The 14,811-nt window shown below is 57.1% G+C and carries 13 protein-coding genes; all 13 read left to right on the forward strand.

Going from position 1 to position 14,811, the window contains the following annotated elements:
• The first annotated feature begins 60 nt into the window (after positions 1-60).
• The 13 genes from NYE48_RS05545 to NYE48_RS05605 all read left to right on the forward strand — a co-directional run bounded on the left by NYE48_RS05545 (position 61) and on the right by NYE48_RS05605 (position 14,808).
• Positions 61-1,380, forward strand: coding sequence for a glycoside hydrolase family 125 protein (locus NYE48_RS05545; protein ID WP_340997375.1), 1,320 nt, complete (start codon positions 61-63; stop codon positions 1,378-1,380).
• A complete protein-coding gene (locus NYE48_RS05550; RefSeq protein WP_340997377.1) occupies positions 1,377-4,508 on the forward strand; it encodes a beta-galactosidase in 3,132 nt (1,043 codons plus the stop codon). The genes NYE48_RS05545 and NYE48_RS05550 overlap by 4 nt, the downstream gene beginning before the upstream one ends.
• Positions 4,509-4,527: 19 nt before the next feature.
• Positions 4,528-5,559, forward strand: coding sequence for a carbohydrate-binding family 9-like protein (locus NYE48_RS05555; RefSeq protein ID WP_340997378.1), 1,032 nt, complete (start codon positions 4,528-4,530; stop codon positions 5,557-5,559).
• A complete protein-coding gene (locus tag NYE48_RS05560) occupies positions 5,556-8,168 on the forward strand; it encodes a transglutaminase domain-containing protein (protein ID WP_340997379.1) in 2,613 nt (870 codons plus the stop codon). Before NYE48_RS05555 ends, NYE48_RS05560 begins: the two co-directional genes overlap by 4 nt.
• A gap of 23 nt (positions 8,169-8,191) precedes the next feature.
• The gene (locus NYE48_RS05565; RefSeq protein WP_340997380.1) at positions 8,192-9,226 is read left to right on the forward strand and encodes a glycoside hydrolase family 18 protein; all 1,035 of its coding nucleotides are present in this window, start codon (positions 8,192-8,194) and stop codon (positions 9,224-9,226) included.
• A gap of 255 nt (positions 9,227-9,481) precedes the next feature.
• Positions 9,482-9,640: a hypothetical protein gene (locus tag NYE48_RS05570; protein WP_156124707.1), complete on the forward strand. Its 159-nt coding sequence runs from the start codon at positions 9,482-9,484 to the stop codon at positions 9,638-9,640.
• Positions 9,641-9,690: 50 nt separating this feature from the next.
• Positions 9,691-10,215: a GNAT family N-acetyltransferase gene (locus tag NYE48_RS05575; protein ID WP_036714171.1), complete on the forward strand. Its 525-nt coding sequence runs from the start codon at positions 9,691-9,693 to the stop codon at positions 10,213-10,215.
• 343 nt (positions 10,216-10,558) lie between these two features.
• Positions 10,559-11,062: a GNAT family N-acetyltransferase gene (locus tag NYE48_RS05580; protein ID WP_340997382.1), complete on the forward strand. Its 504-nt coding sequence runs from the start codon at positions 10,559-10,561 to the stop codon at positions 11,060-11,062.
• Between the two features lie 199 nt (positions 11,063-11,261).
• The gene (locus NYE48_RS05585) at positions 11,262-11,858 is read left to right on the forward strand and encodes an AAA family ATPase (RefSeq protein WP_340997384.1); all 597 of its coding nucleotides are present in this window, start codon (positions 11,262-11,264) and stop codon (positions 11,856-11,858) included.
• A 20-nt stretch (positions 11,859-11,878) separates the two neighbouring features.
• On the forward strand, positions 11,879-13,126 hold the full coding sequence (locus NYE48_RS05590) for an aminopeptidase (protein WP_340997385.1): 1,248 nt from the start codon (positions 11,879-11,881) through the stop codon (positions 13,124-13,126).
• Positions 13,127-13,190: 64 nt separating this feature from the next.
• Positions 13,191-13,937, forward strand: a complete 747-nt coding sequence (locus NYE48_RS05595) for a GNAT family N-acetyltransferase (protein ID WP_340997388.1) — start codon at positions 13,191-13,193, stop codon at positions 13,935-13,937.
• Between the two features lie 15 nt (positions 13,938-13,952).
• Complete coding sequence (locus NYE48_RS05600) at positions 13,953-14,513, forward strand: AAA family ATPase (RefSeq protein WP_036714183.1); 561 nt, start codon at positions 13,953-13,955, stop codon at positions 14,511-14,513.
• A gap of 112 nt (positions 14,514-14,625) precedes the next feature.
• Positions 14,626-14,808 (forward strand): hypothetical protein, encoded by a 183-nt coding sequence (locus NYE48_RS05605; RefSeq protein WP_340997390.1) that lies wholly within the window; start codon positions 14,626-14,628, stop codon positions 14,806-14,808.
• Positions 14,809-14,811: the final 3 nt, after the last annotated feature.

Raw genomic sequence — 14,811 nt, forward strand, 5'->3', positions numbered from 1 at the left:
GTCCGGGTGCCGCTCCCCTGCATTTTTGATCACATCATCCATTATTTAAAGGAGATTCCAATGGAGCAATTCAGACTACCGAAAATCCAAATGACCAGCTTCGAGCTTCCGAAGGCCGTCCAGGACGTCCTGAGCGAAGCGGAGGAAAAGCTGGCGCATCGCCCGAAGCTGCTGAAGCTGTTCAAAAACTGCTTTCCGAACACGCTGGAGACGACGACCAAGCTGATGGACGACGGCACGACCTTCGTCATTACGGGAGATATTCCGGCCATGTGGCTGCGCGATTCGGTGGAGCAGGTCATGCATTACGTGCCGCTGGCGAAAGACGACGAGGATCTGCAGCGCATGTTGTCCGGCTTGATCAAGCGCCATATCCGGTATATTCTGATTGACCCTTACGCGAACGCGTTTAACGAGTCGGCGAACGATTGGCACTGGAACACGGCCGATCAGACCGAAATGTCCCCATGGGTGTGGGAACGCAAGTTTGAGATCGATTCGCTTTGCTTCTCCATGCGCCTTGCTTATGCTTACTGGAAGGAAACCGGGCTCACCGATATTTTCGACGCCGGCTTCAAATCGGCGATGCGCGTGATTTATGACTTGTTTAAGACGGAGCAGCGCCATGTCGAGCAATCTCCGTACCGCTTCATGAGAAATAACGGCATCCGCCAGGATACGCTGGCCAACGACGGGCTCGGCATGCCGGTCAATTATACGGGCATGGTTTGGTCCGGCTTCCGTTCCAGCGACGACGCCTGCGATTTCCATTACAACATTCCGGGCAATATGTTTGCCGTCGTCGCCCTTCGCCATATGCAGGAGTTTGCGGAATGGGTGTTCCGCGACACGGATTTTCTGAAGGAGCTGAAAAAGCTCGAGCAGGACATCGACCATGGCATTCAATTGTACGGCATTTACAGACACCCGGAATTCGGGCCGATCTATGCGTACGAAACGGACGGATACGGCAATTACTGCCTGATGGACGACGCGGGCACGCCTGGCCTTCTTTCCATTCCGTATCTCGGATACGTGTCGGCGGACGATCCGGTGTATCAAAACACGAGACGTTTCGCGCTGTCGAAGGCAAATCCGTTCTATTTTGAAGGCAAAGCGGCCAAGGGCATCGGCAGCCCGCACACGCCGGACGGGTTCGTATGGCATATGGCCCTGTCGATGCAGGGCATAACGGCTACGACGAAAGAAGAGAAGCTGGCGATGATCGAGATGCTGGAGGCGACCGATGCGGACACGGGCTACATGCACGAAGGTTTCCATGCGGACGATCCGGCGAACTTCACGAGAAAGTGGTTTGCATGGTCCAACAGCCTGTTCTCTAAACTCGTGCATCAAGCGATGAAAGAAGGGATTCTATGAGCCGGAACGTCATCGTATTTTACGACTCGGCATTTCCGGGCAGCCCCGGGCTTGACGATCAGGCCGTCAAAGCCTTGCGGCAGATCGGCACGGTCGTCGGCGCGGCGGATCTGGCCGGAGCTCTCGGCTCCAGCCGGGACGGCTGCTTCGTCAATCTGCACGCGCCGTATTTTCCAAAAGCGGCCTGGCCGGAGATTCACGCCTTCCTGCGGCGCGGCGGGGGGCTTATCAGCATTGGCGGAGCGCCTTTCAAAGTCCCGGTTCGCTGCGAAGAAGGAGGCTGGACGCCTGAAGCCGAACAAACCGCATACCATCGCGAGCTGTTTATCCACGAAACGCTGCCCGTGAACGCAGGGCCCGTGCAGTCTTTTGCTGCGTCCGGTCAGATTCCGCTGTTGGCCGGCCGGGAGTCGCTTTTCGAGATTCGGGATACGTGGAATCTGGTGCCGCATACGACCCGAAACAGCGATTTTCCGCATGAAATGGGTTCGGCCGGAACGATGAGCACGCAGGTCTACCCGCTTCTGAAAGGGATCAGCGGCGAAGGACGGGAAGTGGCGGCTCCCGTCGTCTTATGGGAACATTCCCGCGGCGACTTTGCGGGTTCCAGATGGCTATTCGTCAACCTGCCTCCGTCCGCTTCGTTCTGGGACCAAGGCGGGATCAAGGCGTTAGCCGAATGGAGCGCCTTCTGCGCGAAACCGGTGACGGAGCTTGCGATCAAAACCAACTATGCCGCTTACGAGCCGGGCGAACATCCGGTGCTGACGCTGCAGATGCAGCGGATCGCGAAATCGAATGAGGCGGAGATTTCGGATCAGCGCTGGACGTTCGAAATCACCGTGGAGCAGGACGAAGGCGACCAGTTTTGGGTGCAGCGTTTCGGCGCCGAAGTGACGAAATCGCTGGATTTCGTCCGCATTCCGGTGCCGCTGGACATCCAAAGCGGGCTTTACCGCGTCGTATGCCGGGCGACCTCCGAAGACGGGGAGACGCGCATGCTCCGTCACGGCTTCTGGGGGAACGACCCGGAGCTCCTTGCGAAGGGAAGCCCGGTCAGCTGCGGCCGCGACTATTTCGTGAAGGACGGACGGCCGCTGCCGATCGTCGGCATGACTTACATGGCCTCCGACGTGGCCCGCAAATTTCTGTTCCTGCCGAACGCGGATGTTTGGGACCGGGATATGGCGCAGATGGCCCAGGCCGGGATCAACTGGATCCGGACGGGGCTCTGGACCGCTTACCGCAACGTGATGCAGGCGGACGGGCATGCTTCGGAAGAAGTGCTTCGCGCGATCGACGCGTTTATTCTCACCGCCAAAAAGCATGATCTGCAGTTGACGTTCACTTTCTTCTCTTTTACGCCGGAAACTTGGGAAGGCACGAACCCTTATCTCGACCCGCAAAGCGTGGAAGCGCAAAAGCGGTTCATCCGTTCCATCGTGCATCGCCACCGGGCGACGAGCAACGTCGATTGGGATTTGATCAACGAACCTTCGATGTTCGATCCGAAACGGATCTTCGCTTCGGGACCGAGATCCTGCGGCGACCGGTTCGAGCGGGCGGCTTTCTCGGCCTGGCTCGAGGAACGCCACGGGCGGATCGAGCTTCTGCAGGAGCGCTGGAACATGACGCCGGAGCAGCTGCCGAGCTTTCAGGCGGCGGCGATTCCCGGGCCGCAGGAGATCAACTTCGACGTGCAGGACATGATCCTGGAGAAAAAAGGCACGCGGTGGCTCGACTACTGCTTGTTCTCCATGGACATGCACAATCGGTGGGCAAAGCAGTTATACGAAGAGATCAAAAATTTGAGTCCGGATCAGCTCGTCACGGTCGGGCAGGATGAAGCGTTAGGCGCGCAGCGTCCTTCGCCGTTTTTCTACCAGGAGGCGGTCGACTATACGACGGTCCATTCGTGGTGGCTCAACGACGACCTGGTCTGGGACGGCGTATTCGCGAAAACGGCGGACAAGCCGAACGTCATTCAGGAAACCGGCATCATGTACGTCGAAACGCCGGAAGGACGGGCCAAACGAACCGAGGAGGAGCTGCGCAGCATCCTGGAGCGCAAATACGCTTATGCCTTCGCGACCGGAGGAGCCGGGGCGATCCATTGGATCTGGAATACGAATTTTTACATGGACAATGCCAACGAGTCGCATATCGGCGCGCTCCGGGCGGACGGGACGGAAAAGCCGGAAACCGACGTCTCGTACGGGTTCGGCAAGTTTATGGGTGAAATCCGGGATCTGTTCCAGGAACGCGAACTGGAGGAAGTGGCCGTTATTTTTCCTTACTCGAACGATTTCTCCAACCGCAAGCTGGCGTACGAGGCGACGACGCGCCTGACGCGCGTGTTCTCCTACCAACTGAACATGCCGATTCGCGGCGTATCGGAATATGATCTCGAGCCGCTGGAGAAGGATCCGGCGAAGCTGATCGTGCTGCCTAGCGCCCATAATTTCGACGATGCCGCTTGGGATCGCCTGCTCGGCATCGTCGAGCGCACGGGAGCCACCTTGCTTGTGACGGGGCCGATCAGCATCGACGCCTACTGGCGTAAAACGGAGCGGCTGACCGATGTGCTTGGGGAAGGACGGCTTTGCAATGTCCGCCGCGAAGAGCTGCTGAACGTGGACGGGCATGAAATTCCGTTATCTTACGGCAAACGCCGGATTGCGGAAGTAAGCAAGGAGGCCCGGAGCGGCGGAACCGTTGAAGCGGCCGATGCCCCGGCCGCGGGCGACGCGGTCCGGAATATCCGGTTAGGCAACGGGCGGTTGATCTGGTGCCCGCTGCCGATCGAATTAAACGACAGAACGGATTCGATGGCGGCGCTGTACCGGTACGCCCTTGACGAAGCAGGCTGCCAAAGCGGCCTTGAATGGATCCGGGGCGATGTGCCCGGCGTATACGGCCGCAAGCTGAAATTCAGGGACGGATATTTATACGTTTTCGTATCGGAATATGCCTGGGATACGAACATTGAAGTGAAGGATGCCGACACGGGCGTGGCCTACGCATTCGGACTGGAACGGGAACGATCCGTCCTGTTCGCGGCGGACGGCGAAGGGCGGATCATTTCGGTGTATCGCCCGCACGAGGTTGAAATCCACATCAAATCATGAACTGCCGGAGGGAAGCGACATGAACTTAAGCGGAGTGCCTGAACCGAAGATCGAATACGCTCCGAAGCATTATATTTGCCGCCGGGCGGCCGGGCCGCTCGAACTGGACGGAAGGCTCGACAAGCCGTTTTGGGAAACCGCGGCCTGGACGGAGGAATTCGTCGACATCGAAGGCGACCTGCGTCCGAAGCCGGCGAAAGCGACCCGAGTCAAAATGCTCTGGGACGACGAATATTTTTATTTCGGGGCGGAGCTGATCGAGGATCAGATTTGGGCGACGCTCACGGAACGCGAATCGGTCATTTTTTATGACAACGATTTTGAAATTTTCATCGATCCCGACGGGGATACGCACCAATATTACGAGTTCGAGATCAACGCGCTGAATACGGTATGGGATCTGATGCTCGTGCAGCCTTACCGCGACGGCGGACCTCCGGTGAACGGCTGGGATATCAGGGGTTTGAAAACGGCCGTGCATATCGACGGGGAACTGAACAATCCCGAAGCGGACAACCGGAAGTGGAGCGTCGAAGTAGCGATTCCGTGGAACATCTTGAAGGAATGCGCGCCCGCAGGCCGTGCGCCGGTCAAAGGCGAATTTTGGCGCGTCAATTTCTCCCGCGTCGAGTGGCAGGCCGAGGTTCGGAACGGAAAATACGAAAAGGTGATCAACCCCGGGACGGGCAAGCCTTATCCGGAAGACAACTGGGTATGGTCGCCGATGGGCATCATCAACATGCATTACCCGGAGCTTTGGGGATATGTGGTGTTTGCCGATGCCGACGGGCCGGATACGTTCGAGCTGCCGCGGGATGAACGCATCAAGTGGGAGCTGCGCAAGCTGTATTACCGCCAGCGCAATCATTTCGAGGCACGCGGCGAATTCGCGAAAGAGATGGAGCATCTGAAGGGCGATGATGTCTGGAGCATCGAACCGGTCATCGAGACGACGCGGAGCCTGTTCCAGATCACGGCCCCTTCGGCGGACGGAACGGCGGTATATTGCATCCGGCAGGACGGAAAGTTGTGGAAGGAGGAACGGAAATGACGATGCAGACCTCTGCTTTTTCGCTGGATCAGGCGGCGATCGAGCTGATTGAACGCAAGTTCGGCGAGAAACGCCGGATGGCCAAGGCAAGGGAACAGGAATTGTTTGGCATTTTTCAGGAAGAACTGACGGAAGAAGAGACTTGGGCGCTTAAGTACTTGTACGCGTATATGCCGGTCAACGACATGGCCGACTACGACGGTGCGCTGTTTTTGAACCATGTGCGTACGACGCTTGCGATCCGCAAGGAAATGCCCTGGGGGGAGCGCGTGCCGGATCATCTGTTCCTGCATTTTGTCCTGCCGTACCGGGTCAATACCGAAAATATCGAGGATTCCCGCGGCATCCTGCACGAAGCTTTGGCGGAACGCACGAAATCCTTGTCCATGGCGGATGCCATCCTGGAAACGAACTACTGGTGCCATGAAAAGGCGACTTACATCGGCAGCGATCTCCGGACGATTTCGCCGCTGACGATGATCCGCAACGCCCGCGGCCGCTGCGGCGAGGAATCGACGATGGCGGTTGCCGCGCTGCGCAGCATCGGCATCCCGGCCCGTCAAGTATACACGCCGCGCTGGGCGCATTGCGACGACAACCATGCTTGGGTCGAGGCTTGGGCCGACGGAAAATGGTATTATTTCGGCGCCTGCGAACCGGAAGCCCGCCTGAACCAGGGCTGGTTCAGTCCGCCGGCCCGGCGCGCGATGCTGATCAACACGCGGATTTACGCGGATTATCCGGGTCCGGAAGACATCACGCTTGCCGATGAATGGTTTACGGAAATCAACCTGCTGGAAAACTATGCGCCGACGCGGACGATCACGGTCGCCGTCAAGGATCGCCAGGGGAAGGCGGTCAGCGGGGCACAGGTGCACTTCGAGCTGTACAATATGGCCGAGTTTTATCCGATCGCCACGATTCCGACGAATGAACTTGGAGAGGCTTCGTTCAAGACGGGCTACGGCGATCTGCTCATTCGCGCCGTCCGGGACGGCGTGTGGGGCGAACGCAAAGTGACCGTGGCCGAAAGCGACCGGATCGAACTGGTTTTGGATCAGGCGGAGCAGCCTTCCGGAACGTTGGATCTCGACATGGTTCCGCCGCCGGAGCGCGAAGGAGACGAAGCGGAAGCTTTATCCGAAGAGAGCATCCAAAGGCATAACCGCCGTCTGGAAGAAGGCACGAAGATCCGGACCAATTACGAAGCCACGTTCCTGACCGAAGCGGATGCGACGGAACTCGCCGCGGAATTCGGGCTGCCGGCAGACCGGGTGTGGGACGTGCTGCGCAAGGCTCGCGGCAACGACCGCGAAATCGCCGCTTTTCTCCGCGAGCGTTCGGGGGAATACGGCGAATGGCCGCTGCGGCTGCTGGAAAGCTTGAACGAAAAGGATCTGGTGGACACCTTCCGCCCTTCGCTTGACGATCATCTGATCGGCGGGCTGGCGCAGCGCGGGGAACTGGACGAAACGACGTTCGTATCGTACGTGCTTTGTCCGCGCGTGTTGTACGAAATGATCGTGCCGTATAAGCGCTTTTTCCAAGAGACGTTTGCGGCCGATGCCGCGGCGATCCAAGCCGATCCTTCGGTGCTTGTCCGCAAGCTGGAAGACGGATACGCTGTGCGGGAAGACCTTCAAAACCTGAAGGGCAAAGGCAATCCGGTCGGCACGTTCAAGCTGATGCACGGGGATGACGTATCGCTCGACATTTTGTTCGTCGCCGCATGCCGGAGCCTGGGCATCCCGGCCCGCCTGCATCCAAGCGAGCTGAAGCCGCAATATCTCGAAGGCGGCACATGGAAAGACGCCATGTTTGCCGCGCATGCGCCGCAGGAAGAGGAAACGAAGGCATGGGGGTCGCTGCGCCTGCTGCGCGATCCGGAGGCTGCGCCGGAAACGGCCGAAGCTTCGTATTACGAAAATTTCACGTTTGCCCGTCTGGAGAACGGCAGGTACAAGACGCTGGTCTATCCGTACGGCAAAAAAGACGTATACGACGAGCCGTTCGAGGTGGAGCCGGGCTTTTACCGGCTGACTTCGGGCGTACGCCTGAAGGACGGCACGGTGCAAGCGCGTTTCGCCTATTTCAAGGTCACGGCAGGGGAAACGACCGACGTTGTCCTGACGTACCGCCAAGCGAAACATGACGTTCCGGTGCTCGGAAAGATCGACCGCACCAGCGCGTTGACAACGCTGGAGGGAACCGATGCAACGCTTGGCGAGCTGATCGGCGGCTCCGGGGCCATCGTCGCCTGGATCGAGCCGGAGCGCGAGCCGACGAAACATCTGTTCCGCGAAATCGGCGAACTGGCGGAGCCGTATGCGAAGCTTGGCGCACCGATCGTGCTAATTATCGGCAATGCCGAGTGGACCGCTTCGTTTGATCCGGCGGCTTACCCGAACCTGCCGTCCGGCACCGTGTTCGTCCGGGGTGCCTCTTACGCGGCGCTGCCGGATTTCATTGCCCAGTCCCCCGCCCGGGATGCAGGCTACCCGCATCTGTTCGTGCTGGATGCACAGGATCAAATTCGCTATACGGCATCGGGTTATAAAATCGGAACCGGCAAGGAAGCGCTGCAGGTTTTGTCCGTCGTATGGCAGTAAACTACGAATCGGAGTGAAATCGAATGACCGAGAAAAAATATATCGTCGCGGGTTACGCCGTCGACGCCAAGCTTCCTGACATGACGCGGGAAGACCTCATGAAATTGACCCATCTCAACGTGGCTTTCGGCCATGTCGTGGACGGCCGGATTTCGACGGCCCATCTGAAAAACGCGGCCGTGTTGCGGAAGATCAAGGACGAGCATCCGGAGCTGAACATCGTTTTGTCCGTCGGCGGCTGGAGCGCCGGAGGTTTCTCCGAAGCGGCTTCGACCGAAGCGGGAAGACAAAGCATGGCGGAGTCGGCGGTTCAAGCCATCGTGGACCATCCGTTCGACGGCATCGACCTGGATTGGGAATATCCGTGTTACGGGGAAGCCGAAATCGCGTCCAGCCCGGACGACAAAAGGAATTTCACGCTGCTGCTCCAGACGATCCGCGAGGCGCTGGACCGCAAAGGCGCGGAAGACGGGCGCCATTACCTGCTGACCATCGCGGCGGGCGCGGACCAGTATTACGTGGACGGCACCGAAATGGACGTGGTGCAGAAATATCTCGATTTCGTCCAGTTGATGACCTATGATATGCGCGGCGGATTCCAGGTGCTGACCGGCCACCATACGAACCTGTACACGCCGACGGGAGATTTGTTCCGCATCAGCACGGACGCCTCCGTGAAGATGTTTATGCGCGCAGGCGTGCCGAAGGAAAAAATCGTCATCGGGGCCGCTTTTTACTCCCGCGTCTGGCATCAAGTGCCGGACCGCAACAACGGGCTGCACCAAATGGCCGGCACGACCGGCGGGTACGGACCGGATTTCGGGACGCTCACGAGAGAATATATCAACAAAAACGGCTACACCCGTTATTGGGACGAAGAGGCGCGCGCGCCGTACCTGTTCAACGGTTCGAGCCTCATTTCCTATGACGACGAGGAGTCGATCGGGCATAAATGCGGCTATGTCAAAGACAACGGCCTGGCAGGCATCATGTTCTGGGAATACGGCTGCGACGACACCCATCAATTGCTTGACGCGATGCATCGCGGACTGAAGTAACTGATGTTTTGAGACCTGCTGTCATTTGATCCATATCATCAAGTTAAAAAGGCTGAAGGCTTGCGGCATCGTCGGGTGCGCGGCCCTCGGCCTTTTTTATCATGGCAGTGCTTCTGAAAGAGGTTGGCCGATCCTCCATCTCCAGTTCACCGGGCCATATCTTTCATGATGCAATTTTAAAGGGATTTTTGGCGGCATATGGAAGTGATTAAGGCGGTTCACGGCATATACATGATGGCGAAGGAGGGAAACGGCATGCAAAAAGCATTTATCCTCTACTTTTGGACGGAAAAACGGAATAACCTCGACGAGCTGAACCGGCTGCTGTCCGAAGGGTGGAAGGTACACAGCCAAAAGCCGATGGGCACGGGCCAGACTACCGGAGCGTATTCGCTTGTCATTTTGGAAAAATAAACGGCCAACCATGGGACTGCCCACATGCAAAGCCGAGATGAGGTGATCGAATGAGTGACGTTATTACCATAAAGCCGTTAACCGATCCGTCGGAGGCGGCGATGCTGAATCAGGAATTCACCCGCTACGGCTGGTACCGGCAGGGGGATTATTTCGAGCGCTGCCTGCAGGAGAACCGGGAAGGGAAGCGGGTCACGCTGATGGCTTTTTGCGGAGAGGAATTGGCCGGATGCTGCCATCTCATTTATCAGTCCAAATATCCGTATTTTCAGGAACGGCGCATTCCGGAGATCAACGACCTGAACGTATTCCCGGAATTCCGGCGCAAAGGCATCGCCAGCCGTATGTTTGACGAGTTCGAGCGCATCGCGGCAAGGGAGCATTCCCGAATCGGCCTCGGCGTCGGCTTGTACGAGGATTACGGAAACGCACAGCGGATGTATACGAAACGCGGGTACGTATTGGACGGACAGGGTTTGACCTATAAAAACGTAAAGGTGAAGCCGGGCGAAAGCGTCATGGTCGATGACGACCTGGTTTTATATTTGATCAAAGAGCTTGATGGAGCGCCATAAAGAAAACGTGAGGATCATGCGGCAGGGGATCTTTGGAGAAGCCATCGAATAAATGGCCAACGCGAAAAAGCGACGGCACACCGCCCGGCAAAACGTTCGAACCCTAACGTAACAGGGAACGGGCGTTTTTTTGTTCGCCAGCCTTTATATTTTATATGTGCAAGGGCCGTTTAGGGCAGCCATGCGGCTATCAAAGAATCGCGGGACGGCTGTCGCTCAGGTTTTCACTTTATGAGGAAGGCGTTTTCTGCTTCGTTTACGGCTATTTTTATCCCAAGGCATTTGTTATGATCGTGTCAGCCTCAAAAAAAGGAAAAACAAGACAAAAAAAGGAGGGGCGGCGATGAATTACACGATCAGACCTATTGCGGAGCGGGATGTCCCTTTCATGTGGGATATGCTGTATGAATCGCTTTATGTCCCGGAAGGCGGAAAACCGTTCGGAAGGGAGATTCTGCAGGACCCGGCGATCGCCAAATATGCGGAGCATTGGGGGCGTCCGGGCGACATCGGATGGATCGCCGTCACGGATGACGGACAGCCGATGGGGACGATCACGGCGCGTTTGTTTGACGAAAGCAACCGAGGGTATGGGTATGTCGGTCCGGACGTGCCGGAGCTCGGCATGGCGATTTCGCCGTCTTATCGGGGGCAGGGCATCGGGACGGCGCTCATGAAGGCGCTTTTCGATGAACTCAAGAAGAGAGGGATTTCCCGGGTATCGTTAAGCGTTGACCCCAATAACGAGGCCGCGGTTAAGCTGTACCGGCGTTTCGGTTTTGAAGACGCTGGCGTCGTGGGCACATCAGTCACCATGGTGGCGGATGTGGAGAGTGCGGTTTATTAAATGGGTGCAGCCAAGGGAGCGAATCACATGAAAATATATCGTTTCGGCAGCGAAAAGGGCAAAGCCATCGGGCGCACGGCAGCCGGAATCTTACCATAACGCGCATGGGACGCAAACGGAGCAGGGGCTGACCGCGATCGTCATGGAAGGGCAACCGATGAAGTTATATTTGGAATAGCGAGGGATGAGGTGAACAAGATTGATCATTTGGGTAAACGGCGCGTTCGGCGCGGGAAAGACGCAAACGGCGCATGAGCTTCACCGGCGGATTCCGAATTCGTATATCTATGATCCGGAGAACGCGGGTTATTTTATACGCAAAAACGTCCCCGCATCCATGGCCAAAAGCGATTTCCAGGACCACAAGGCGTGGCGCGACACGAACTATGGCATGATCAAGTACATCCACGAGGAATACGACGGAACGCTGATCATTCCGATGACGATCGTGAATCCGGAATATTTTGACGACATTGTCGGCAGATTGAGGCGGGACGGGATCGCCGTTCATCATTTTGCGCTTTGCGCCGCCAGGGAGACGCTGCTGAAAAGGCTGCGGAGCCGCGGAGAAAACGGCCGTTCCTGGGCCGCCCGGCAGATCGACCGCTGCATCGAAGGGCTTTCCCTTCCCGCATTCGAACGGCAGCTGCAGACGGACGACATGACGATTTCCGAAGTGGCGGAGACCATTGCGGCAGCGGTCAACATTCCGTTGATGCCCGATCCGCGCGGCAGCTTGCGCAAGAAATACGACAGGATCATGACGCAAATCAAGCATATCCGCATTTTGAATTAAACCAAGGAAGAGGGATGGATTTGAAAACATTCGAACAAAAACTTGAGGACTACGCCAGGCTGCTGATTCAGGTAGGCGTGAACCTGCGGGCCGGGCAGGTCCTGTACATCGAATCGCCGATCGAAACGATCGAATTCACGTGCCTCGTCGTTAAGCAAGCCTACCGGGCAGGAGCCAGGTATGTCCAGGTTGCATGGCAGGACGAGGTATCAACGCGGCTGCGTTTTGATGAAGCGGAGGAGGCCACCTTCGACTATTATCCGACATGGGTCGCTTCTTCGATGGAACAGCTTGCCGAATCCGGCGGTGCCGTTCTTCTGCTGGATGGAGAGGATCCGAATCTGTACGACGGGGTGGATCCGGCAAAGCTTTCCGCTTCCCGCAGAGCTGCCGCCGCAGCCCGGCAAACCTATCTGGGGTATGTGCGGAGCAACTATTTGAACTGGTGCATCGTCAATGTGCCGACCCGGGCCTGGGCAGATGCGGCGTATCCGGAATTGCCGGGCGAAAGCCGGGTGCCGGCATTATGGGAAGCGATCTTTTCCATGAGCCGCATTGGAGCGGTCGATCCGGTCGAAGCCTGGCGGGAGCATATCGAGGCCCTTAAACGGAGGGCGGATCTCCTGAACGCCAAACGTTACCGCAAACTTCATTACCAAGCCCCCGGGACGGACCTGACGGTGGAACTTCATCCGGACCATATTTGGGCAGGCGGCGGACAGCTCACGCAAGCGGGTTTTCCGTTTGTGGCGAACATGCCGACGGAAGAGGTGTACACCATGCCGCTGCGGACCGGAACAAACGGCGTGGTGGCCGGCACCAAACCGTTTTTGCTGAACGGACAGATCGTGGATCGCTTCAGCTTGACCTTCAAGGAAGGCCGGGTCACGGATTTCGCCGCCGAAGTCGGCCATGAAACGCTGAAACGTTTCCTGGAATCGGATGAAGGGGCCCGGTATCTCGGCGAAGTGGCGCTGGTTCCTTACGATTCCCCGATCTCGAATACCGGCAGGCTGTTCTACAACATCGGCATCGACGAAAATGCCTCTTGCCATTTTGCCTTAGGCAACGCGTATCCGACCAATATGACCAACGGTACGGGTTACTCGAAAGAAGAACTGCTCCTCAGCGGCGCAAACGTCAGCCCGTTTCACGAGGATTTTATGATCGGGTCGCCTGAACTCCGGATCGACGCCGAACTGGAGGACGGGACGATGGAGGCGCTGTTCCGGAACGGAAACTGGGCGGCGGACGTTGACCCAAAATAATGCTTGAGCAGGTTTGCCATCCTGTTGTATGATGCTACCAATTCCTTTGAAAGGGGTGGCCCCATTGCAACTGCAGATCGAAGAATACTCGCTTAATGCCTGGCCCGCGCTGCAAACGCTGGTCTATGGCGGATGGCTGCTCCGCTTTGCCGACGGGTATACGAAACGGTCCAATTCCGTGAACGCGCTGTACAACCGGGACGAAGAACGCCTTGAACGGAAAATCGCCAAATGCGAGGAGTTGTACGCCAAGGCGGGGCTGCCGACCGTGTTTAAAGTCACGTCGTTTGGTCCTCCTTCATTGGACCGGGCGCTTGAATCCAGAGGATATACGCTTGTCGATCCGTCCTGCAACATGTTTTTGGAGGATCTGGACGGATCGGCAAAACCTCTTCTCACGGACGCCGAAGTGTTCGCAGCGCCGACTTCCGCATGGCTGGAGACCTTGGCAAGACTGAATCCCAAGCTGTCGGAGCATGATCTTGCCGTCACCGCGAAAATGCTGTCCGGTACGGTGCTGCAAACCGGATGTTTTACGCTGTATGAAGGGGCCGTTCCCGTGGCCTGCGGCATTGGCGTCATCGAGGACCACATGGTCGGTTTGTTTGATATCGTCACGTCCGAGCAGCACCGGAACCGGGGATACGGCGAGCAGCTGATCCGGAACATTCTGAGATGGGCAAAAGAAAACGGGGCGACCCAAAGTTATCTTCAGGTTCTTCAGCATAATCCGCCCGCCCACAGGCTGTACGAAAAGCTCGGTTACCGCCAAATCTATTCCTATTGGTACCGGGTAAAAAGATTGAAGTAAAAGGGGTGCGAACGCATGAAGTTGGTCATTATATTCGGGCCGCAGGCCGTCGGAAAAATGACGGTGGGGCAGGAGCTCGCCAAAATCACGGATTTAAAGCTGTTCCACAACCATATGACGATTGACCTCGTTTCCAACTTTTTCAGCTACGGATCGGCTCCCGGGAAACGGCTGGTCGGGCTGTTCCGCCAGGAGATTTTCGAGGAAGTGGCCAAAAGCGATTTGGCCGGGCTGATTTTTACGTTTGTATGGGCATTTGATGCGCCGAGCGATTGGGATTACATCAAGCACATCAGCGGTATTTTCGAAGAGCAGGGCGGTACGGTCTATTACGTCGAGCTGGAAGCGGATGTAAACGAGCGGCTTGCCCGGAACAAAAGCCCTCACCGATTGGCCCACAAACCGACCAAACGCGATCTGGAATTCTCCGAGCGGGACCTGCTGGAAACGATGGAGAATTATCGGCTGAACTCCCTGGAAGGGGAAATCACGCACCCCCATTATCTGCGGATCAACAATACCCGTCTCGGTCCGGAAACCGTCGCTCGGATGATCAAGGAGAAATTCGGTTGGTAACGGGAGCGGAAGGAAGAAGTCATCGCGATGCCGCTCTACATTCAGGCCGACTCTTCCATCGCCAGGGTTGTGGCAAGGGTTAAATAAACTTTTTCCAGGGGAGTGGCTGGAGATGAAAAAACGTTTTTTCTACGATGAGCGCAAGGCCGAAACCCATGTGGGGGGATATTTGAAATTGTGGGCGTACCGGCTGCTCGTGAAGATCAAACCGGATCGGCCGCAATACCGGCGCAAGCTGGAGGACATCCAAAAACGGATTCAAGAATCGAGGCATTTGCGGGTGAACGGGACGTAGAAA

Origin of the sequence: Paenibacillus sp. FSL M7-1455 (genome assembly GCF_038004655.1) — a bacterium.
Classification (GTDB): Bacteria; Bacillota; Bacilli; order Paenibacillales; family Paenibacillaceae; genus Paenibacillus_AQ; species Paenibacillus_AQ cookii.